This is a genomic window from Streptomyces sp. NPDC102437 (assembly GCF_044765565.1).
Taxonomy (GTDB): domain Bacteria; phylum Actinomycetota; class Actinomycetes; order Streptomycetales; family Streptomycetaceae; genus Streptomyces.
The window spans coordinates 1-19,750 of record NZ_JBIWKI010000072.1 but is presented as its reverse complement, the minus strand read 5'-3'; the positions used below and the strand labels follow the sequence as shown (position 1 = coordinate 19,750).

The following is a 19,750-nucleotide window of genomic DNA, read 5'->3' as shown; positions in this document are numbered from 1 at the left end:
CGCCTCGATCGACAACCTCGCCAAGCGCATAACGGACGAGACCACCCCCACCTGGCGAGGAACCTACTAGGGCAGAAAGGGCAATTTGCCTAGATTAAACGCCCTCTGAGAACCCCCGAGTTCACGAGGCGAGAATGAGACGGACCAGATGGATGGCGGTCCGCGCCACCGCGCTAGCCGCCGCCCTTGCCGGTGGAGCACTGCCCGCCACCGCCGACAGCACCCCCGCCTTCGCCGACCCCTCCACATCCCCGGCCATGGCCGGCCGGGGCAGCACCGTCACCCTGCTGACCGGCGACGTGGTGACGTGCTCCGGCCACGGCAACGGCGTACAGATCAGCTCGATCGTGCCCGGCGGGGGGCGTGAGGGCATGGGCTTCACCCGCTTCCGTGCGGGCGGCCACGAGTACGCCGTTCCGATCGACGCCGTCGGCCAGTCTCCCGCGGCCGGGTGGACCAGCGGCTGTTCGACGTGACCGAACTCGCCGCCTCGGGAGCACGGTCCTCGCGGACGACAGCGGAAAGGTGCTGCCCCGCTGTGCCGCACCGGGACGCGCCACGTTCGACCTGCCGCGCGAGAAGGGCTGGTACCGGCTGACAGTCGATGCCACCCGAACGTCGCCGGACCCGGTGACGTGGATGCTCGGGACCAGGGTCACCAGCGAATGGCGGCTGCGCTCCGGGCACGGGAAGTCAGCCGCCCCGGCCCGGCTGCTGGGCCTCGATTACCAGCTCCCGCTCTCCGGCGAGAACGCGGCCGACCCCGGAAAGCCGCTCGACCACACGGTCCGTCTCACCGCGCAGGGGGTCCCGAAGGCGCTGCGCATTGCCTCGTTGAAGGTCTGGTACGCCACGGACGGCACCGACTGGGAGCCGGCCACGGCTGCCCGTGGTGCCGACGACCGCTGGAAGGTCACCGTGCCGGCGCTCGGGACCGCCGAGGTCGATCTGAGGTCCACCGTCACCGACGCCTCGGGTGCCTCGCTGACGGAGACGCTGATCGACGCGTACAACTCCGGCTGCGCCGACATCTGGTGCTGACGGCGCGGGCCGGCGCCCGGGGCGGCGCCGGTCGAGGAAGGCGGGCGGGGTCGTGGACGGCTCCGCCCCCGCTCTTCCCGCGCCTGGCATATTCGCTAGGGTGACGCCGTGGCGAGAGTGCGGTTGAGCGTGGCGGAGCGACGTGAGGAGCTACTGCGCGCTGCCATCGAACAGATCGAGGTCCGGGGTGTCTCGGCAGTCCGGATCGCCGATGTGGCCGCTGTGCTCGGAGTGAGCAACGCGCTCGTGCTCTATCACTTCTCGACCAAGGAGAAACTGGTCGCGGCGGCTTTCGCGCATGCCGCCGAGGCCGACCTCGCCCAGCTGCGCAAGGTGCTGGGCCGCCGCACCAGTGCGGTACGGCGGCTGCGCGCCGCCGTCCGCTGGTACGCGCCGACGGGGCAGGCCAAGGGGTGGCGGCTGTGGATCGAGGGCTGGGCCGCCTCGCTGCGCGACCCGGCGCTGCGCAATGTGGCCGGCGACCTCGACCAGCAGTGGAAGGCCGAACTGGCGGAGGTCATCGAAGAGGGCGCCGCCGCCGGTGAGTTCCACTGCGACGACCCGATGTCCGCGGCCTGGCGGCTGACCGCCCTGCTGGACGGCCTGGCCGTCCAGACGACTTCGTACGCGGGCCCGCTCTCCCGGGCCACCATGCTGGCCTGGACCGACGAGGCACTCGCCCGCGAACTCGGCATCGACCACGAGGCACTGACAGCCTGAGCCCGCCCGCCGCCCCCGTCGGCGCTCCGGGCCGTGGTCCGGCCGCGCGGTCCGGACGGCCGACGGTGGTCAGGTCTGGCGCACCGGTGCGTACGCCTCGCCCTGAAGTCCGAACGTCCACGCCACACCGTCCTTCGCGGTCCTCGTACTCGGCGGCACCCGAAGCCAGTAGACGCGGTGCGTGCCGTCCGGCTCCGGGGTGGAATTGACCACCTCGACCATCACCACGTCCTCGTCGCCGTCCATCGCGATGCGCCAGAGCACGCCCGTCTCGTCGCGGTGCACCGGCTCGGCGCCGGATTCGGTGAGGTAGCGGTCGTATCCGTAGAACTCGAGCATCACGCGGCGCAGTTCCGCGTTCTCCTCCTCACGTATCCGCTTCGGGGTGAGGGAATTCAGCTCCTCCAGGAACTCGGCGGGCACGGGCATGCCGCGCCAGGCGTGGAGGGCGAAGCCGTCACGGAAAGCGAGCGCCGGACCGTCCCCGCGGTCGAGCCGGCCCGCCTCGTCCCGGTGCAGCGCCTCCGGGCGCTCGCTGATCACCACGGCGCGCTCGTAGGGCCACCACCAGCCCGCGTGCCTGGCGACCTCGGCCAGACCGTCGAGCCGGTCGCCCCGGCCGTCGAAAGCGGCGAGCCAGGCCGCGTCGTGCTGGCCGAGGACCGCGTCGAGCAGCACCAGCCGGACGTCGGACTCGTCCTCGGGGCGCTGGGCGAGATCCGCGACCACACCGGCCCTGATCCGCTCGGCGAGCGCCGCGGTGGTCTCCCAGAGCTGCGCGCCCGTGGCGGACCACAGCGCGGACCAGCCCGCCGGACCCAGTTCGTCATACATCCGGCGGCGCTCCTGCGCCCAGGGCCGGGTCCGTATCTCGTCGCGCACCGAGCGCCCGGCGTCGACGAGCTTCTCGACGGCCTCCACCGCGGCCCTGGGCGAATCGACCCAGACGATCCGCTCCGGCTCGGCGAGCCCGGCGCTGCGGTAGGCGAGCCGCAGCCCGTCCTCGGCCGCGGACCGGTCGGCCGCGCCGGTCGCCGCTGCCACGGTCCGCCATGAGTCCACGTACTGCATCGGTCTTCCCCGTCCCCTGTGTTCTGCGATCGGTGTTCTGCGTGTGGCGTTCTGCGTGTTGTGTGCTGCGCATTTACGTGCTGGGTTGTGCGTGGCGCGCTGCGCGTCGTGCGACGCGGGGTCTCCGGGCCCTTGCCCGGAGGCCGTCAGTCCGCGACGACGCGGAAGGCGCCCGGTGTGTACTCCCGCTGGCGCACCACGCGGTACCAGCCCTTCGACAGCGGGATCACCTCATGCTCCTCGTGCACCACCCGTCCGCCCTCGGGGAGATGGAGCAGCATCGGCCCGAACACCCCCGCCTCGCGCATCAGCCGGCCCGGCCCCTGGACCGCGTGGGCATGGCCGGTGACCTCGCCCAGCGCGAGGACCATACGGCCCTTGCCGTCCCTCGGCTCACCCGGCGCGTCCACGAGATGCGCGGGCACCGCCGACTCGTCCAACGACACGATCAGTACATCGCCCTGCCGGTACACAGACGTCTCCCCTCGATGGCCGCACCCGCTGTGCCGGCCACGAAGGAAAACGCTACGGGGAGGGTCTGACAATCGACCGGCACCGGCCTGAGCCGGCGGACCGTCGCGCCGGTCCCGGTCGCGCCGTTGTCAGTGCGGCTTGATAAACCTTGTGGACATCAGCCCGTCCCCCAGTACCAGGAGCTCAGGGTCATGTCCGGTGTGGACCATCTGCACGAGTTGCTCGGCCTTCCCGCTGTCGACTTCCAGTACACGACGGGTGAGGCGCCCGTGCAGGCCGCCGATGCGGCAGCCTGGCGCATCTCGGTCGATCCGTACGAAGACGAATCCGAGACCACCTGGGAGGAAGCCTTCCAGGCGTTCCTGAAGGCGGTCGACCCGGCCGGGGTACGGGCCCTGATCGTCGGACAGTGGGGCGAGTCCTACGAGGAGGACTCGTCCTACCCGATCGATCTGATCACCGCCGCCGCCGATCGGCTGACCTCGCTGGAGGCCGTCTTCGTCGGCGACATGATCTCGGAGGAGAACGAGATCTCCTGGATCGAGCAGACGGACGTCACGGCGCTGCTGAAGGCCTTCCCCGGCCTGCTGGAACTGGGGGTGCGCGGCGGTACCGGCCTGGAATTCTCCGCCACGAAGCACGAGCGGCTGCGTTCGCTGACCATCGAGACCGGCGGTCTGCCGGTCGGGGTGATCCGGGGCGTTCTGGACAGCGAGCTGCCCGCGCTGGAGCGGCTCGACCTCTGGCTCGGTGTCTCCGCGTACGGGGGCGACGCCGATGTGGCCGACCTGGCCCCGCTGCTCTCCGGCACCTGCTTCCCCCGGCTCACCCATCTCGGTCTGCGCAACAGCGAGCTGCAGAACGAGATCGCGGCGGCCGTGGCCTCCGCCCCCGTCATCGCCCAGCTGCGTGTCCTCGATCTGTCCAACGGCACCATGGGCGACGAGGGCGCGGCAGCGCTGCTGGACGGCCAGCCACTGACCCATCTCGAACAGCTCGATCTGCACCACCACTTCATGACCGAGCCGATGGAGCGCCGGATCGTACAGACGCTGGAGCCGCACGGTGTGCGGGTCGATGTGTCGGAGCGCGAGAAGCCCTGGGGCAACCGCGGCATCGAGGGCCGCTACACCTCGGCCTCGGAGTGACGCGCCATGACTGACATCGAACACCCCGAGTCGTTCCACGGCCTGCCCGTCCACACCCTTCCCGGGCCCGGCCGGGCCACCGATGCCCCGCTCCCGGACGCCGGTTCGGTCGCGTGGCGGCTTGAAAGCGCCTGGCAGGGCGATCTGACGTTCGGCCCGCTGTGGCAGCACTTCCTCGACACCGTCGATACGACGCGGGTGCAGGCCCTGGTGATCGGCCCCTGGTGGCAGGAGGAGTACGAGCCCTTCGCCCCGGTCGTCGATCTGCTGGTCGCTCACGCCGACCGTTTCCCCGCCCTGCGGGCGCTGTTCCTCGCCGATGTCGTCAGCGAGGAATGCGAGTTGTCGTGGCTGAAGATGTGCGACATCACCCCGGTGGTCGAGGCGTTCGGGGAGTTGGAAGAGCTGACGGTGCGCGGCTCCGGCGAAGAGGTCGGCGACGGGCCGGCCATCGGGCTGCGGCCGGTGCGCCACAAGTCGCTCAAGTCGCTGCGGTTCGAGTCAGGCGGGCTCCCGTCCGATCTCGTGCGCGCGATCGGGGCCTGCGAACTGCCCGCGCTGGAACGGCTCGAACTCTGGCTCGGCGTCACCGAGTACGGCGGGGGCGCCACGGTCGAGGACCTCGCTCCGCTGCTCTCCGGTGCGACGTTCCCCGCCCTGCGCCATCTGGGGCTGCAGAACAGTGAGATCCAGGACGAGATCGCGGCCGCCGTGGCCTCCGCCCCGGTGGTCGCCCAGCTGGAATCGCTCTCCCTCGCGATGGGGACGCTGGGTGACGAAGGAGCCGAAGCGCTGCTCTCGGGCCAGCCGCTCACCCACCTGAAGTCGCTGGATCTGCACCACCACTACATGAGCGACGCGATGGTGGAACGCCTGAGGAACCTGCTCGGATCCGAGCGGGTGAACGGCGAGATCGACGATGTCGAGTACTGGGATCCGGAAGAGGACATCGACCGCTATGTCGCCGTCAGCGAGTAGTACGGCGGGCCCGGCGCCGCGCTTCGCCGTCGTGGGTGTGCCCGGCAACCGCCGGATCACATTCTTCCAGGACGCCGTGCGCGCCGCCGGGCTGTCGGCGGCGCGCGTCGTGCCCTGGCTGGAGGTCCTGCGCGGCGAAGCCGCCTTCCTGCCCGGCGAGACCGTACGGCTGGACTCGCCGGGTGAGGACGCCGAGGTGGAGCGGCTGCTGCGGAGCGTCGACGATCCGACCAGGGTCGAGGGATCCGCCCTCTGGTACGCCCGGTTCACCGAGGCCGTGCGGACGGTGGCGCGGGCGGCGTCCGCTGCCGGTGCCGAACTGCTCGACGACCCCGGTGATGTCGCGGTCCTCTTCGACAAGCGGCTCTGCCACGGGGTACTGGACGGGGCCGGGGTGCCGGTCCCGGCGTCACCGACCTCGGGGGCCGCGGCACCCGTGGTGCGGGACTGGGCGGACGTACGTGAGCGGATGGCGGACCACGGCATGTCCAGGGTCTTCGTGAAGCTCGCGCACGGCTCGTCCGCCTCTGGGGTCCTGGCCGTGGAGACGGCCGGGCCGGGCCGCGTCAGGGCCACCACCTCGGTGGAGCGCGACGCGTCCGGCCGGCTCTTCAACTCCCTGCGGGTGCGCCGCATCACGACGGAGCCGGAGATCGCGGCGGTCGTCGACGCGCTCGCACCCGACGGGCTGCACATCGAGCGCTGGCTGCCCAAGGCCACCCGGCACGGCCGGGCGACGGACCTTCGGGTCGTCGTGGTGGCCGGCCGGGCCACCCACGCCGTGGTACGCACCAGCCACTCCCCCATGACCAATCTTCATCTCGGCGGCGAGCGCGGAGATCTCGACGCCGTCCGCGCGGCCGTCGAGGCGGCGGGCGGCAGTTGGAGCGAGGCCCTGGCCGTGTGCGAACGGACGGCGGCGTGCTTCCCGGACACCCTGTGCGTGGGTGTCGATCTGCTGCCCGCGACCGGCTGGCGGCGCTTCGCCGTCGGCGAGGTCAACGCCTTCGGCGATCTGCTGCCGCGCCTGACCGGGCTTCCCGGCAGCGGTGCCGAGGCACTGGACACGTACGCGGCGCAGGTCGCCGCCGTACAGAACAGAGCAAGGAACCACCGTGCAAGCGCCACCGCCTGACACCACCCCCGCGGACGCCCTGAACCCGGACATGAATGAACCGGACATGAGCGGGATCGTGGGCAGTCACGATCTGCTGCTCGTCACCCTCGACACACTGCGCTACGACGTGGCGGTGGAGCTCGCCACCGAAGGGCGCATTCCGCATCTGGCACGTCATCTGCCGGGCGGTGTCTGGGAGAAGCGGCATGCGCCGGGAAGCTTCACCTACGCCTCCCACCAGGCGATCTTCGCGGGATTCCTGCCGACACCGGCCGGCCCCGGACCGCACCCCCGGCTGTTCGCGGCGCGTTTCGCGGGCAGTGAGTCCACCGCCTCCGGGACCTTCGTCTACGACACGCCGGACCTGCTCTCCGGCCTCGCCGAGGTGGGCTACCGCACGGTGTGCATCGGCGGTGTCGGCTTCTTCAACCGGCAGCCGCCGCTCGGTTCCGTACTGCCGGACATGTTCCAGGAGAGCCACTGGGAGCCGGAGTTCGGTGTGGCGTCGCCCACCTCCTTCGAGGCCCAGGTGACCCGTGCCGAGCAGGTCGTTGCCGGACTCCCCGCGGGGCAGCGGCTGTTTCTCTTCGTCAATGTGTCCGCCCTGCACCAGCCCAACTGGTTCCACCGGCCGGGGGCCACCCGCGAGGCGGGCGACTCCCGCGCCACCCACGCCGCCGCCCTGGAGTACGTCGACGCCCACATCGGCAGGCTCTTCGCCGCCGCGAGCAGCCGCCGCCGCTGCTTCGCCATCGTCTGCTCGGACCACGGCACGGCGTACGGGGACGACGGCTACACCGGGCACCGGCTCGGTCACGAGTCCGTCTGGACCGTCCCGTACGCGCACTTCTTCCTGGAACCGGGGGCCACCGCGCCATGAGCCGCACCACGACCGCAGCACCGGCCGTCCGGCCGTACCAGAGCTATGTGTACGCCTACCCGCACAAGACCGCCTACCGGCCGCTCGCCGACCGGCCGGAACTGCGCGAGTTGTGGGCGGCCGAGCGCAAGGACGCGCTCTCGCTCTACCTGCACATCCCGTTCTGCGAGGTCCGATGCGGCTTCTGCAATCTGTTCACCCGGATCGGTGCCCCCGGTGAGCTGACGACCCGGTACCTCGACGCGCTGGACCGGCAGGCAGCCGCGGTCCGGGACGCGCTGGGCGACGACGCTCCGGTGCGGTTCGCCGCGGCGGCGTTCGGCGGGGGCACGCCCACGTTCCTGACCGCGGCGGAGCTGGAGCGGCTCTGCGACATCGCGGAGAAACGGATGGGTGCCGACCTGCGGTCCGTTCCGCTCTCGGTCGAGACGTCGCCGTCGACCGCGACGGCCGACCGGCTGGCCGTCCTCGCCGACCGCGGGACGACCAGGATCAGCATCGGGGTGCAGAGCTTCGTAGAGGCCGAGGCGCGGGCCGCCGTGCGCCCGCAGCGCCGTGCCGATGTGGAGGCGGCGCTGGACCGGATACGTGACGCCCGCATCCCGGTCCTCAACATCGACCTGATCTACGGCATCGACGGGCAGACCGAGGAGAGCTGGCGCACCTCACTGGACGCGGCGCTCGGCTGGCGGCCGGAGGAGCTGTACCTCTATCCGCTGTATGTGCGCCCCCTGACCGGACTGGGCCGGCTCGGTGCCGACAGCGGGGCCGCGGCAGATGCGTCGGACGCGGCCTGGGACGAGCAGCGGCTGCGGCTGTACCGCGCGGGCCGGGACCACCTGCTGACCCATGGCTACGAGCAGGTGTCGATGCGGATGTTCCGCCGCGCCGACGCCCCGCGGACGGACGGGCCCGACGACTACGCCTGCCAGACCGACGGCATGATCGGCCTGGGGTGCGGCGCCCGTTCGTACACCACGAAGCTGCACTACTCCTTCGACTACGCGGTGGAGATGCGGGAGGTGCGGGCGATCATCGACGGCTACACCGCCACCGAGGACTTCTCGCACGCGGAGGTCGGACGTTACGTCGACGGCGACGAGGCACGCCGACGCCACCTGCTTCAGTCGGTGCTCCAGGCCGAGGGGCTGCCACTGGCCGACTACCGGGAGCGGTTCGGCACCTCGCCGGCCGACGACTTCCCGCTTGAGCTGGCCCGGTTCGAGGCGCGCGGCTGGCTCGACGCGTCGGCCGGGGCGTCCGGACGGCTGCGGCTCTCCGCCGAGGGCCTGGCCCACTCCGACGCGCTGGGCCCGGAACTCTTCTCCTGCGAGGTACGCGCCGCGATGGCCGCGTACGAACTGAAGTGAGCGCGCCGATGGACCTGACGATCCTCTACCGCGGGCCGCTCTCCTCGTGCGACTACGACTGTCCGTACTGCCCGTTCGCCAAGCGGCGCGACAGCCGGGAGCAGCTGCGCGCCGATCGGGCCGCGCTGGAGCGGTTCACGGCGTGGGCCGCGGCGCAGACCGGCGACCGGATCTCGGTCCTGTTCACGCCGTGGGGCGAGGGTCTGGTCCGCTCCTGGTACCGCCGTGCCCTGGTCGAGCTGGCGCACCTGCCGCACATCCGCCGGGTCGCGATCCAGACCAACATCAGCAGCCGTACGGGGTGGCTGGCCGAGGCCGGTGGGGCAGGCCGCGAGAAGATCGCGCTGTGGTGCACGTACCACCCGGGGCAGACGCCGTACGAGCGGTTCCTCGCCAAGTGCCGGGAGTTGACCGTGCTCGGCATCCGGCACAGCGTCGGTGTGGTCGGGCTCGACGACCATCTCGACGAGGCGCGAAGGCTGCGCGCCGCGCTGCCGGACGAGGTCTATCTCTGGGTGAACGCGGCGGAGGGGCACACGTACACGGATGAGGAGGCGGACCGCTGGACGGCCATCGACCCGCTCTTCCCGTACAGCCGGCATCCGCACCGGTCGGCCGGGCTGCCCTGCCGGACGGGTGAGTCGGTCATCTCGGTGGATGGTGACGGCACCGTGCGCCGCTGCCATTTCGTACCGGCGGAGCTGGGCAATCTCTACGACGGGAGCTACCGGCGGACGCTCGGTCCGCGCGCCTGTCCGCTGGCGGTCTGCGACTGCCACATCGGGTACGTGCACCTGGAGACGCTTCCGCTGTACGACGTCTTCGCGGGCGGTGTGCTGGAGCGGATCCCTGCGGCTGTGCTGCCGTCGCTGGCCGGACCGGCCTGAGGTTCAGGCCGGCCGGCCGAGCGACGGCATCACGGGCCCGGACTGCCGTCTGGAGTCTTTCGTTTGGATCAGGCCGGATCAGGGAGCGGCGAGGCGCGGCGCCGGGGCACGCGAGCCCGGCATGATCCAAACGAGAGACCCTAGAGCGGCAGGAGGTCCGGGCGCTTCGCTTCGACGTGGTCGCCGGAGGACTCGCCGCGCAGCCGCCGGCCGATCCACGGAACCAGGTACTCGCGCGCCCAGTGGATGTCGTCGCGCCGTACTTCGAGAGTGCCGCGCTGTGCCTGCGGGGGCCATTCCTGGTCGGGGTCGGCCGGTACGTCGATGCCGAGGACCTGGGCGGCGCGCAGCGCGACCCTGGTGTGTCCCTCGGGCGACAGGTGGAGCCGGTCGTCGTCCCAGGCGCGCCGGTCCTGGACGGACCGCAGCGACCACAGGTCAAGGACCGGGCAATCGTAGCGGTCGGCGATGGCCCGCACATGGGCGGTGTAGGTGGCGATCTTGCCGCGCAGATGGCGCAGCACGGGAACGCCACGGGTGTCGAAGCCGGTGGTGACCATGACCGTGCCGACCGCCCCGGTCAGCTCGGCGACCGCGCGCTCGAAGCGCTCGGCCACGTCGTCGGGGTCGGTGCCCGGCCGGATGATGTCGTTGCCGCCCGCACAGAAGCTCACCAGGTCGGGTGCGAGCTCCTTGGCGCGCGGCACCTGCTCCTCGACGATCTGGTCGAGGAGGCGTCCGCGTACGGCGAGATTGGCGTATCTGAAATTTTCGGGCGCGGAGCCTTCCGTGCCCGTCGTATCGGGATCCGGGAGCTGGTCCGCGAGAAGTACCGCAAACCGGTCCGCCCAGCCGACGAAGGTCCCGTCCGGGCCGGGGTCACCGACTCCCTCGGTGAAGCTGTCGCCAATCGCCGCGTACGACCCGATGACGCCCTGTCGGTTGTTGACACCACGTTGGTTTTTTCTCGAATCGTCTGCCACAAACGCTTATCCTGCACCGCCGAATGTGACCTACGCGACCGTAATAAAGGGTTGACGGGTGGTGAGATAGACCACCCGGTCAGTTTTTGGTAAAGGGGGAATAAGCAGAAGGGGCGGTGCGCCGCCGCGCACCGCCCTTCTGTGTCGCTCAGGTCATGCTTTGTCGCTCAGCTGCCCGGCCGTTCGGCTCAGACGTAGATGCCGTGCGAGGCCAGGAAGGCGATCGGGTCGATGTCCGAGCCGTACGCCGGTCCCGTGCGGACCTCGAAGTGCAGGTGCGGGCCGGTGACGTTGCCGGTGGCACCGGAGAGGCCGAGCTGCTGGCCGGTGCTCACGGCCTGGCCCGCCGAGACGGAGATGGAGGACAGGTGACCGTACTGCGAGTAGTGGCCGTCAGCGTGCTTGACGACGACCTGGTTGCCGTACGCGCCGCCCCAGCCCGCGGCGACGACGGTGCCGGAGGTGATGGACTTGACGCTGGTGCCGGTGCCGACGGGGAAGTCGATGCCGGTGTGGCTGCCGCTGGACCAGTTGGAGCCGGAGGCGCGGTAGTTGGTGGTGTGGTTGCCAGGGACCGGGTGGACGTAACCGGAGCCGGTGCTCTGGGTGGCGGCCGGGGCGGAGGCCGGGGCCTTGGACTCCGGGGCGGCGGAGGACTTGGCCGGGGCGGACTTCTCGACGACCACCGAGGGCGCCTTCGACGGGAGGGCCGAGCCGGTGCCGGCGCCGGTGGGCGCGGCGCTGCCGGAGGCCTTGACACCGAGGGTCAGCTTCATGCCCGGGAAGATCAGGCTGGGGTCCTCGCCGACGACCTTGCGGTTGTCCTGGTACAGCTTCTGCCAGCCGCCCTTGATCTGGTGCTCGGCGGCAATCTTCGACAGGTAGTCGCCGGAGACGACGGAGTACGTCGTGGTGGCGGCCTGCTTCTGCGCGGCCGGGGCGGCATGCGTGGCGGCGGCCGACTGCGGCGCGGCGGCCGGGGCGGCCTGGGCACCGGTGGCACCGAGCAGCGGCAGTGCGACGACCGCGCCGCCGGCGCTCACCGCGGCGACGCCACGGGCGATGGTGCTGATCTTCGGACGACGGTGCTTACCCGATATGGGCATGGCGTGTTTCCTCTCCGGCGCCTGCGAGGTGAGCTGTCGGGTTCGGGCTGGAGATGCCCGGCCGCGCTGAGCGCGGCTTCACCCCGAGCCGGCCGAATTTCTCCGGTCGGCGGCTTACCTGGTTCCCCCGCTCCTGCCACACGATGAGTGGATGTGAATTCCGGACGGCGGCAGGATTAGGCGGTCCGACCGGATTGACGGTGACCGTAAGCGAGTCGGGACGACGAGAACAAGCCACGGGTTCCACACCGGAATCCGCGCCGGGGAATTCGGCACGGAATTCCGGTCACACTCCGTGGATTAAGGATCTTGGCTTTCCGCGCGGCGCACGGATTACCCGACTCCCCCGTCGCCACGCACCGTCACGGATATGATCCCGCTCACGAGGCACCCCCCATGTCCCTTATAAGGGGGCTATGTTCGGGCAAATACCCCCATTACGGACATACATTGCCGATCACCCCTGTCGGAGCCTCAGCACCCGAGCGTCGAGATCCCCCCGGAGTCCGGTGTGCAGCCCCTGGTGCAGCAGTGTCGAACCATGGTGCACGGCCCCCGTGTCCAGACAGGTGTACGTCGCCGTGGAGTCGAGTCCGCGCAGCCGCAGAACCGGGGGCCGTTCCCCGTACCGCTGCGCCTCCAGCCACATCAGGATCACGACGTCGTCCCCGTGGATGTACTGGACCGCGCTCAGCGAGCCGCGCGGCGCACGCAGCCGGTACAGCTCACCCTGCTGCACGACCGGCCGGATCTCCTTGTAGAGGTCCACCCAGGTCCGCGCCTCAGCCAGCTCCGCCTCGGTCCACTCGGTGAGGTCCCCACCAACTCCGAGCACACCGGCCATCGCACTCACGAAACGGAAGCGCAGCGAGCTGACCCTGCCGTTGAGCTGGTCGTTCGGGCTGTCGGTGACCCAGGCGGCCATCACCCGGGCCGGGTGGAGGTGCCCGAAGCCCTCCTGGATGGCGAGACGGTCGAGCGGGTCGGTGTTGTCGGAGGTCCACACCTGGTCCGTACGGGACAGGATCCCCAGATCGATCCGGCCCCCGCCGCCGGAGCAGGACTCGAACGCGACCGTGGGATGCGCGGCCCTGAGCCGGTCGATCAGCCCGTAAAGGGCGTCCACATGCTCGATCCAGAGCTTCTGCGGGTACTCCTCGCCCGGCCAGCCCGCGTCGGTGAAGCAGCGGTTGAAATCCCATTTCACATAGTCGACGGGAGTTTCGGTGAGCAGCGTGTCCAGCTGTTCCCAGAGATATTCCTGCACATCGGGGCGGGCCAGATTGAGCACCAGCTGGTTGCGGTACTCCGTCCGCGCCCGCCCGGGGAAGTGCTGCACCCAGTCGGGATGCGCGCGATAGAGATCACTGTCGGCATTGACCATTTCCGGCTCGACCCAGATACCGAACTGCATGCCGAGCCCGTGCACTTCGTCGGCCAGCGGCTTCAGCCCGCCGGGGAAGCGGTCCGGATTCGGCGTCCAGTCGCCGAGCCCGGCCCGGTCGCTGGTCCGCTGCCCGAACCACGCGTCGTCCACGACGAACAGTTCGACGCCCATCGCCGCGGCCCGCTCGGCAAGGGCCCGCTGCTGGTCCAGCGCGATGTCGAAACCCGTCGCCTCCCAGGAGTTGTAGAGCACCGGCCTCAGGTTCGCCGCGTCCGGGATCACATGGGCCAGCTGCCAGGCGTGCCAGGCACGGCTCGCCCCGCCGAACCCCTGCCCGCTCCACAGACCGGCGAAGACGGGCGTCGTGTACGACTCGCCCGGCGCCAGCCGCAGCAGTCCGGAGTCGTCGTAGCCGGCACCTCCGGTGATCTGTACGAGACCGTCGGGCAGCCGCTGCACGGAGATCCGCCACGACCCGGACCAGCCGAGGGCGCAGCCGTACACCTCGCCGCTCTCCTCGGTCGCGGCGCCGTCGGCGTCCAGCGCGACCCAGGGCAGGAACTGGTGGCCGGTGTGGCCCCGCCTGCTGGAGATGACGCTCTCGCCGGGGATCAGCTCCGCCCGCGCGAGCCGCGATTCCGCCGCCCAGCGCCCGTGCAGCCGGCTCAGCCGCCAGCCGTCGCGGGCCGGCAGCGACCAGGCGGCCGCGTCGGCGCGCAGCAGTTCCAGCGGCGGGCCGTCCGGTCCGGCGTGGGCGACGGTGGCCCAGCGCTCCACGACGTCGGAGTCGTCCCGCATCCGGTAGTGCAGGGTCAGGGCGAGCCGGTGCACCGAGTCGGTGAAGCCGATCCGCAGCTCGTCCCCGTCCGCCTCGGCGGCGCCGAAGGCCCACTCGGTACCCCGGACCTCGGGGGTACGCACCGAGAGGGCCGGGCGGACAAACCTGGGCCCGCCCTCCACCGGGTACTCCTCCCGGCCGTCGAGGTGGGACTCGAAGGCCCTGAAGGGCAGCTCCGGCGCGGCGGCCAGCGCCTCGGCCGCCGCGAGGCCGATCCTCGGCCCCCAGTGCAGATGGACCAGCTCGCCCTGCTCGGTCAGTCGCAGTGCGTAGCTGCTGCTCGCCCCGGTGAGCAGCCAGGTCCGGCCGGTTTTGCCCGTCTCGATCATCGCATCCCCACATTCGAACAGTTCCGCACATCATCGACCATCAGTGGGGTGCGGGCAACGGCCCGGCGAGGAATTGCCCGAGCGGATTCGCCGCGGGAGAACCGGAGTTCGCCCGGGTATCGACAGGGATAGGACGAGATGATTGCCTGAAGAATCAATGTCGTATCGTCGCGGGAGTGGCCTTGCCTGCGACTCGCGCCGGCATCAGACACTCCAGGAGTCACCGTGACGCAGCAGTTGCCGCAGATCCCGTCGACGGAACCCGAGCTGGCGGGTGTCCGCAACTTCCGTGACGTGGGCGGGCTGCCCACCATGGACGGGCGTCGGGTGCGGCACGGGCGGCTCTTCCGCAGCGGTCACCTCGCGCACGCCACCGCCGAGGACGCCTCGTTCCTCGGCGGCCTCGGCCTGCACACGGTTTTCGACTTCCGCAACGCGGCCGACCGCCGGCTCGACGGGCTGGACGTCGAGCTGCCGGGCGTACGGAATGTGAGCATCCCGCTCTCCGACCCGGCGGACGGCTCGCAGTTCTGGCACATGGTCCGCAACGGCGATGTCGAGCAGCTGCGCTCGATCCTCGGCGACGGCAAGGGGACGGACCGGATGGTCGCCTCGTACCGCTCGATCATCCGGGACCGCACCGCCGAGCACAGCAGGGTGCTGCACGCCCTGGCCGAGGACAGCGTGCCCGCCCTGATGCACTGCGCGGCGGGCAAGGACCGCGCCGGGCTGTCGATCGCGGTGTCGCTGCTCGCCGTCGGCGTGGAGCGCGAGGCCATCGAGGCCGACTACCTGAAGTCCAACGACGCCCACCGCCGCTACAAGGTGAAGCGCAGCGACACCTCGGCGGACGGCATGTCGGCCGAGGTGATGGAACTGCTGAACCCGCTCTTCGGCGCCCATGCCGAGTACCTGGAGGCGGCGTTCGCCACCATCGAGGAAACCTGGGGCAGCACGGACCGCTACTTCTCCGAGGGCCTGGCGCTCACCCCCGAGACCCGGGACCGGCTGCGCGACCGGCTTCTGGAGGAGGCACGGTAGCGGGCCCGGTCATCCCTTGCCGGCCACCGCGCAGAGCAGGTCAGCCCTTGCCGGCCACCGCGAAGAGCAGGTAGAGGAAGGCCGCGAAGATGTGTCCGGCGATGAGGTAGGCGAACAGCCGGATCACGACGCCGCGCGGGAACTTCCGCTCCTGGGCCTCGTAGTTCTTGCTGGACCCCAACGGGTCGAAGTTCTCTGAATCGGACATGACGGTCCTCTCTGGCGACCGGAGGAGCCGGTCTCAGCGACGGTGGATACCGCTGCCGAGGCACAGCTCGGCGGCGGGGCTCTGCAGCAGGGTGTGGACGAAGAGCAGCTCGGCACCGTCACGGTCGACGGCCGTGATGCGGTGCGGGGTGAGCGAGTCGAAGTGCGCGCTGTCGCCGGGGGCGAGGTCGTGCACGGTCTCCCCGAGCCAGACCCTCAGGTGTCCGGCGAGCACGTACAGCCATTCCTCGCCGGGGTGGACGCGCACGAGATCGCTCTGCGCGGCCTGCGGGACCCGGACGCGGAGCGCCTGCATGGCCCGGCCGGAACCGCCGGCCTGCCGGTACATCCAGCCGTCCGCCTCGGCTCCCTCGTACTTCCCCCCGCGGATGATCGCGTCACGTTCCGGGGGCTTCTCGCCGAGCAGTTCGGAGACCGTCGTACCGTAGATCCTGGCAAGACCGAGCAGTATCGGCAGCGAGGGCTGGCGACGGCCCGTTTCCAGCCGTGAGAGATGGGCGGGCGAGAGCCCGGCCCGCTGAGCGGCGGTCTCCAGGGTGAGACCACGGCTCCGGCGCAGATCGCGCAGGCGTGGTGCGACTCCGGGCAGCTCGTCGGCCGCCCCTCCGTCTGGAGGATTCATGTACCTATTGGGCCAGGATCCTGCCTGAGAGGCAAATTCCTTGCCTCTCAGGCAAAAGCCTCCGGGATCAGCGGTTGGCGACCGCCTGCTTCACCAGTGTCCTGCCGAAGTCCCACATCAGCCCACCTCCGCTGTGTGCGTCGTCCATCACAGCGGTGAACGCCGTGACGAACCGGTCGACGTCCGCCTCGTCGATCACCAGCGGCGGAATCAGCTTGATCACTTCCAGGTGGTCCCCCGACACCTGGGTGAGGATGCGGTGCCTCTGGAGCAGCGGCACCACCACCATCTGCGCGAAGAGTCCCTTGCGGGCCGCCTGCAGCATGGTCCAGCGGCTGCGCAGCTTCAGCGAGGACGGCCGGCCGAACTCGATGCCGATCATCAGCCCGCGCCCGCGCACCTCGTGCAGCAGCTCGTAGCGGTCGACCAGTGCGGTCAGCCGGTCGCGCAGCAGATCGCCGGTGCGGAGCGCACGGGCGACGATCTGCTCGTCCTCCATCACCGCGAGGACTGCGAGCCCGGCCGCCATCGCCTGGGCATTGGAGCCGAAGCTCGCGGAGTGCACCAGGACCCGGTCCATCGACGAGTAGACGCGGCGGAAGATCCAGTCCTTGCCCAGGGTCGCCCCGACCGGCACATAGCCGCCGGAGAGGGCCTTGGCGACACAGACCAGATCGGGCTCGACGCCCTCCTCGTGCTGGTACGCGTAGAAGTCGCCGGTCCGGCCGAGGCCGGTCTGCACCTCGTCGGCGATGAGCAGGGCCCTGTGCTTGTGCAGCAGCTCCTGCGCCTCCCGCAGGAAGCCGGGCGGCGCGGCGTGGACGCCCTTGCCCTGGATCGGCTCGACGACCAGTGCCGCCACGTCGCCGCGCTTCAGCTCGCGCCGCAGGGCGTCGAGATCGCCGAGCGGGACGGCGGTGTCCGGCAGCAGGGGCGCGAAGCCGTCCCGGAAGCCGTCCTCGCCGTTGACCGAGAGGGAGCCGGTCGTCAGCCCGTGGAAGGCATGGGTGCAGTAGAGGATCCTGGGCCTGCCGGTGGCGTAGCGGGCGAACTTCAGGGCCGTCTCGACCGCTTCCGTCCCGCTGTTGCCGAAGAAGACCCGGTCCAGGTGCGGGCTGTGCGCGAGCAGCTTCTCGGCCAGCAGTCCGGGCAGCGGCTGGCAGTCCAAGCGGGTGAGGTCGGCCAGCGAGGCGTCCAGGACGTCGTGCAGTGCCTTGCGTACGACGGGATGGTGCCGGCCCAGGCCCATCACGCCGAATCCGGCGAGCATGTCGAGGTAGTCGTTGCCGTCCGCGTCCCAGAAGTGTGCGCCCTCGGCCCGTTCGTAGACCTTGTCGAAGCCGATGGTGTGGAGCATCCGGGGCAGCTGGTGGTTGAGGTACTTGGTGTGCAGCTCGTAGCGCTCGGCGCCGCGCTCGGCGAGGAGCCGCGCCAGGTCGAATCCCTTGAGCCCGTCGTCCTTCATTCCCCGCTCTCCTCGGTCCTCGTCGCCGCCTCCCTGGCGGCCAGTGCGGCGCTGATCCGGCCGGCGATCTCGACCGGGGTGAGCCCGATGTCGGCCAGCACCTCGGCACGTTTGCCGTGCGCGAGGAACTGCTCGGGGATGCCGAACGTGCGCAGCGGTACGTCGACCCCGGCGTCCCGCAGCGCCTGCCCCACCGCCGAGCCGACGCCCCCGGCCCGGCTGTTGTCCTCGACGACGGCGACCAGCCGGTGCCGGGCGGCGAGCGGGGGCAGTTCCCCGTCGACCGGTTTGACCCAGCGCGGGTCGACGACGGTGCAGCGGATGCCGGCCCCGGCCAGCAGATCGGCGGCCTTCAGACAGACCGGGGCGAGTACGCCGACGGCCACGAGCAGTACGTCGGGGTCGTCCGCCCGGTGCAGCACGTCCATACCGCCGATCCGGCCGATCGCCGGGACCGGCTCCCCCACCGGCTCCTTGGGGAACCGGATCACGGTGGGGGCGTCGTCGACGGCGACGGCCTCGCGGAGCTGGGCACGCAGTTCGCCGGCGTCGCGCGGGGCGGCGATCCGCAGCCCGGGGACGACCTGGAGGACGGACATGTCCCACATGCCGTTGTGCGAGGCCCCGTCGGGTCCGGTGACTCCGGCCCGGTCGAGTACGAAGGTCACCCCGCACCGGTGCAGCGCGACGTCCATCAGGAGCTGGTCGAAGGCCCGGTTGAGGAAGGTGGCGTAGACGGCTACAACCGGGTGCAGGCCGCCGGTGGCCAGTCCGGCCGCGGACACGGCGGCATGCTGCTCGGCGATGCCGACGTCCCAGACCCGGTCGGGGAAGGCCTCGGCGAACTTCGTCAGCCCGACGGGGTGCAGCATCGCCGCCGTGATGGCCACGACGTCCGGCCGTTCCGCTCCGATCGCGGCGATCTCGTCCCCGAACACCGAGGTCCAGGAGGGCCCACCGGCGGGGACGAGCGGTGCGCAGGTCAGCGGGTCCATCGCGCCGACGGTGTGGAAGCGGTCGGCGTCGTCCAGGAGCGCGGGCGGGTAGCCGCGGCCCTTCTCGGTGAGGCAGTGCACCAACACCGGGCCGTGGAAGCGTTTCGCCCGGTGCAGGGCGGATTCGACGGCCGCGATGTCATGGCCGTCGATCGGCCCGACGTACTTGAGCCCGAGGTCCTCGAACATTCCCTGCGGGGCGAAGGCGTCCTTGAACCCCTTCTTCGCGCCGTGCAGCGACTCGTAGAGCGGCTGTCCGATGACGGGCGTCTGCCGGAGCACGTCCTTGCCCCAGGCGAGGAAGCGCTCGTAGCCGTCGGTGGTACGGAGGGTGGCGAGGTGGTTGGCGAGGCCACCGATCGTGGGGCCGTAGGAGCGCTCGTTGTCGTTCACCACGATGATCAGCGGGCGGTCCCTGGCGGCGGCGATGTTGTTCAGTGCCTCCCAGGCCATCCCGCCGGTGAGTGCGCCGTCCCCGGTGACGGCCACGACGTGGTCGCTCCGCCCCAGTACCTGATGGGCCTTGGCGATGCCGTCGGCCCAGCCGAGCACCGTCGAGGCGTGCGAGTTCTCGATGACGTCGTGCGCGGACTCCTCGCGGGACGGGTAGCCGGACAGGCCCCCCTTGCCGCGCAGCTTGGAGAAGTCCTGCCGTCCGGTGAGCAGTTTGTGCACATAGCTCTGGTGCCCGGTGTCCCAGAGGATGCGGTCGGCGGGCGAGTCGAAGGCCCGGTGCAGGGCGATCGAGAGCTCCACCACCCCGAGGTTGGGCCCCAGGTGACCGCCGGTCCGGGCCACTGCCCGGACGAGGAACCGCCTGATGTCCTGGGCGAGTTCGTCGAGTTGTGCTTCGTTCAGCGCCTTGAGATCGTGCGGCCCCCGGATGCTCTCCAGAATCGTCACGCTCGGGCCCCCTCTCTGGTTCTGTTTCAGCTCACGGTGACGGCGGGAGTCCCCGACGGCTTCCCCGCCCCGTCCATCTGCTCGGCGATCTTCAGGGCTTCCTCGATGAGCGTCTCGACGATCTTCGACTCGGGCACCGTCTTGATGACCTCGCCCTTCACGAAGAT

At 70.7% G+C, this 19,750-nt stretch carries 19 protein-coding genes, 1 pseudogene and 1 riboswitch; of the genes and pseudogenes, 10 read left to right on the top strand and 10 right to left on the bottom strand.

All coding sequences use genetic code 11. The annotated features are described in order from the left end of the window. Window positions 1-134: 134 nt before the first annotated feature. The 3 genes from ACIRJP_RS39575 (at window position 135) to ACIRJP_RS39565 (ending at window position 1,761) form a co-directional block, all read left to right on the top strand. Window positions 135-476 carry a hypothetical protein gene (locus ACIRJP_RS39575; RefSeq protein WP_404185618.1) on the top strand — a complete coding sequence of 114 codons (342 nt, stop codon included), beginning with the start codon at window positions 135-137 and terminating at the stop codon, window positions 474-476. Window positions 477-525: 49 nt separating this feature from the next. Beyond that, entirely contained in the window at window positions 526-1,041 is a 516-nt protein-coding gene (locus tag ACIRJP_RS39570; protein ID WP_404185615.1) for a hypothetical protein, read from the top strand. A gap of 129 nt (window positions 1,042-1,170) precedes the next feature. Further along, a complete protein-coding gene (locus ACIRJP_RS39565) occupies window positions 1,171-1,761 on the top strand; it encodes a TetR/AcrR family transcriptional regulator (protein ID WP_266727884.1) in 591 nt (196 codons plus the stop codon). A 69-nt stretch (window positions 1,762-1,830) separates the two neighbouring features. Here the strand turns inward: ACIRJP_RS39565 and ACIRJP_RS39560 are convergent, their stop codons facing one another. Together ACIRJP_RS39560 and ACIRJP_RS39555 are read right to left on the bottom strand one after the other, a co-directional pair. Next, window positions 1,831-2,832 (bottom strand): DUF6745 domain-containing protein, encoded by a 1,002-nt coding sequence (locus tag ACIRJP_RS39560; protein WP_404185611.1) that lies wholly within the window; start codon window positions 2,830-2,832, stop codon window positions 1,831-1,833. 146 nt (window positions 2,833-2,978) lie between these two features. Further along, window positions 2,979-3,305, bottom strand: a complete 327-nt coding sequence (locus ACIRJP_RS39555; RefSeq protein ID WP_404185608.1) for a hypothetical protein — start codon at window positions 3,303-3,305, stop codon at window positions 2,979-2,981. Between the two features lie 192 nt (window positions 3,306-3,497). Between ACIRJP_RS39555 and ACIRJP_RS39550 the strand changes: the two genes are divergently transcribed. Genes ACIRJP_RS39550 through ACIRJP_RS39525 form a run of 6 tightly spaced genes read left to right on the top strand, consistent with a single transcriptional unit; the run spans window position 3,498 to window position 9,686 of the window. Then, on the top strand, window positions 3,498-4,454 hold the full coding sequence (locus ACIRJP_RS39550) for an STM4015 family protein (RefSeq protein WP_404185605.1): 957 nt from the start codon (window positions 3,498-3,500) through the stop codon (window positions 4,452-4,454). A 6-nt stretch (window positions 4,455-4,460) separates the two neighbouring features. Further along, a complete protein-coding gene (locus ACIRJP_RS39545) occupies window positions 4,461-5,432 on the top strand; it encodes an STM4015 family protein (RefSeq protein ID WP_404185603.1) in 972 nt (323 codons plus the stop codon). Next, window positions 5,413-6,567 carry an STM4014 family protein gene (locus ACIRJP_RS39540; RefSeq protein ID WP_404185600.1) on the top strand — a complete coding sequence of 385 codons (1,155 nt, stop codon included), beginning with the start codon at window positions 5,413-5,415 and terminating at the stop codon, window positions 6,565-6,567. The genes ACIRJP_RS39545 and ACIRJP_RS39540 overlap by 20 nt, the downstream gene beginning before the upstream one ends. A 46-nt stretch (window positions 6,568-6,613) precedes the next feature. Beyond that, on the top strand, window positions 6,614-7,429 hold the full coding sequence (locus ACIRJP_RS39535) for an STM4013/SEN3800 family hydrolase (protein WP_404185621.1): 816 nt from the start codon (window positions 6,614-6,616) through the stop codon (window positions 7,427-7,429). Then, a complete protein-coding gene (locus ACIRJP_RS39530) occupies window positions 7,426-8,799 on the top strand; it encodes an STM4012 family radical SAM protein (protein WP_404185597.1) in 1,374 nt (457 codons plus the stop codon). The genes ACIRJP_RS39535 and ACIRJP_RS39530 overlap by 4 nt, the downstream gene beginning before the upstream one ends. An 8-nt stretch (window positions 8,800-8,807) precedes the next feature. After that, window positions 8,808-9,686, top strand: coding sequence for an STM4011 family radical SAM protein (locus ACIRJP_RS39525; RefSeq protein WP_404185595.1), 879 nt, complete (start codon window positions 8,808-8,810; stop codon window positions 9,684-9,686). Between the two features lie 140 nt (window positions 9,687-9,826). On the opposite strand, the gene ACIRJP_RS39520 is transcribed toward ACIRJP_RS39525, so the two are convergent. The 3 genes from ACIRJP_RS39520 to ACIRJP_RS39510 form a co-directional block, all read right to left on the bottom strand. Further along, complete coding sequence (locus ACIRJP_RS39520; protein ID WP_404185592.1) at window positions 9,827-10,669, bottom strand: SGNH/GDSL hydrolase family protein; 843 nt, start codon at window positions 10,667-10,669, stop codon at window positions 9,827-9,829. A gap of 188 nt (window positions 10,670-10,857) precedes the next feature. Further along, complete coding sequence (locus tag ACIRJP_RS39515; protein ID WP_404185589.1) at window positions 10,858-11,775, bottom strand: peptidoglycan DD-metalloendopeptidase family protein; 918 nt, start codon at window positions 11,773-11,775, stop codon at window positions 10,858-10,860. 3 nt (window positions 11,776-11,778) lie between these two features. After that, window positions 11,779-11,935: riboswitch (cyclic di-AMP (ydaO/yuaA leader) on the bottom strand. Between the two features lie 297 nt (window positions 11,936-12,232). Then, window positions 12,233-14,329 carry an alpha-galactosidase gene (locus ACIRJP_RS39510; protein WP_404185586.1) on the bottom strand — a complete coding sequence of 699 codons (2,097 nt, stop codon included), beginning with the start codon at window positions 14,327-14,329 and terminating at the stop codon, window positions 12,233-12,235. Window positions 14,330-14,554: 225 nt separating this feature from the next. On the opposite strand from ACIRJP_RS39510, the gene ACIRJP_RS39505 reads away from it, so the two are divergent. Continuing rightward, window positions 14,555-15,370: a tyrosine-protein phosphatase gene (locus ACIRJP_RS39505; protein WP_404185583.1), complete on the top strand. Its 816-nt coding sequence runs from the start codon at window positions 14,555-14,557 to the stop codon at window positions 15,368-15,370. A gap of 40 nt (window positions 15,371-15,410) precedes the next feature. Here the strand turns inward: ACIRJP_RS39505 and ACIRJP_RS39500 are convergent, their stop codons facing one another. From ACIRJP_RS39500 to ACIRJP_RS39480, 5 genes and pseudogenes are all read right to left on the bottom strand, one after another. Then, window positions 15,411-15,578 carry a DUF6126 family protein gene (locus tag ACIRJP_RS39500; RefSeq protein ID WP_356087888.1) on the bottom strand — a complete coding sequence of 56 codons (168 nt, stop codon included), beginning with the start codon at window positions 15,576-15,578 and terminating at the stop codon, window positions 15,411-15,413. A 33-nt stretch (window positions 15,579-15,611) separates the two neighbouring features. After that, window positions 15,612-16,220 carry a helix-turn-helix domain-containing protein gene (locus ACIRJP_RS39495; protein ID WP_404185578.1) on the bottom strand — a complete coding sequence of 203 codons (609 nt, stop codon included), beginning with the start codon at window positions 16,218-16,220 and terminating at the stop codon, window positions 15,612-15,614. A gap of 67 nt (window positions 16,221-16,287) precedes the next feature. Then, complete coding sequence (locus ACIRJP_RS39490; RefSeq protein ID WP_404185575.1) at window positions 16,288-17,685, bottom strand: aspartate aminotransferase family protein; 1,398 nt, start codon at window positions 17,683-17,685, stop codon at window positions 16,288-16,290. Further along, window positions 17,682-19,583, bottom strand: a complete 1,902-nt coding sequence (dxs, locus tag ACIRJP_RS39485; protein ID WP_404185572.1) for a 1-deoxy-D-xylulose-5-phosphate synthase — start codon at window positions 19,581-19,583, stop codon at window positions 17,682-17,684. The genes ACIRJP_RS39490 and dxs overlap by 4 nt, the downstream gene beginning before the upstream one ends. Window positions 19,584-19,609: 26 nt before the next feature. Then, a pseudogene (locus ACIRJP_RS39480) lies at window positions 19,610-19,750 on the bottom strand (4-hydroxy-3-methylbut-2-en-1-yl diphosphate synthase); the annotation flags it as partial.

Excerpts from the sequence above, each read along its gene's own strand:
- ACIRJP_RS39515 (WP_404185589.1), bottom strand. The coding sequence starts at position 11,775 with ATGCCCATATCGGGTAAGCACCGTCGTCCGAAGATCAGCACCATCGCC.
- ACIRJP_RS39525 (WP_404185595.1), top strand. The coding sequence starts at position 8,808 with ATGGACCTGACGATCCTCTACCGCGGGCCGCTCTCCTCGTGCGACTAC.
- ACIRJP_RS39510 (WP_404185586.1), bottom strand. The coding sequence starts at position 14,329 with ATGATCGAGACGGGCAAAACCGGCCGGACCTGGCTGCTCACCGGGGCG.
- ACIRJP_RS39490 (WP_404185575.1), bottom strand. The coding sequence starts at position 17,685 with ATGAAGGACGACGGGCTCAAGGGATTCGACCTGGCGCGGCTCCTCGCC.
- ACIRJP_RS39560 (WP_404185611.1), bottom strand. The coding sequence starts at position 2,832 with ATGCAGTACGTGGACTCATGGCGGACCGTGGCAGCGGCGACCGGCGCG.
- ACIRJP_RS39500 (WP_356087888.1), bottom strand. The coding sequence starts at position 15,578 with ATGTCCGATTCAGAGAACTTCGACCCGTTGGGGTCCAGCAAGAACTAC.
- ACIRJP_RS39530 (WP_404185597.1), top strand. The coding sequence starts at position 7,426 with ATGAGCCGCACCACGACCGCAGCACCGGCCGTCCGGCCGTACCAGAGC.
- ACIRJP_RS39550 (WP_404185605.1), top strand. The coding sequence starts at position 3,498 with ATGTCCGGTGTGGACCATCTGCACGAGTTGCTCGGCCTTCCCGCTGTC.
- ACIRJP_RS39495 (WP_404185578.1), bottom strand. The coding sequence starts at position 16,220 with ATGAATCCTCCAGACGGAGGGGCGGCCGACGAGCTGCCCGGAGTCGCA.
- ACIRJP_RS39575 (WP_404185618.1), top strand. The coding sequence starts at position 135 with ATGAGACGGACCAGATGGATGGCGGTCCGCGCCACCGCGCTAGCCGCC.
- ACIRJP_RS39545 (WP_404185603.1), top strand. The coding sequence starts at position 4,461 with ATGACTGACATCGAACACCCCGAGTCGTTCCACGGCCTGCCCGTCCAC.
- ACIRJP_RS39540 (WP_404185600.1), top strand. The coding sequence starts at position 5,413 with ATGTCGCCGTCAGCGAGTAGTACGGCGGGCCCGGCGCCGCGCTTCGCC.
- ACIRJP_RS39535 (WP_404185621.1), top strand. The coding sequence starts at position 6,614 with ATGAGCGGGATCGTGGGCAGTCACGATCTGCTGCTCGTCACCCTCGAC.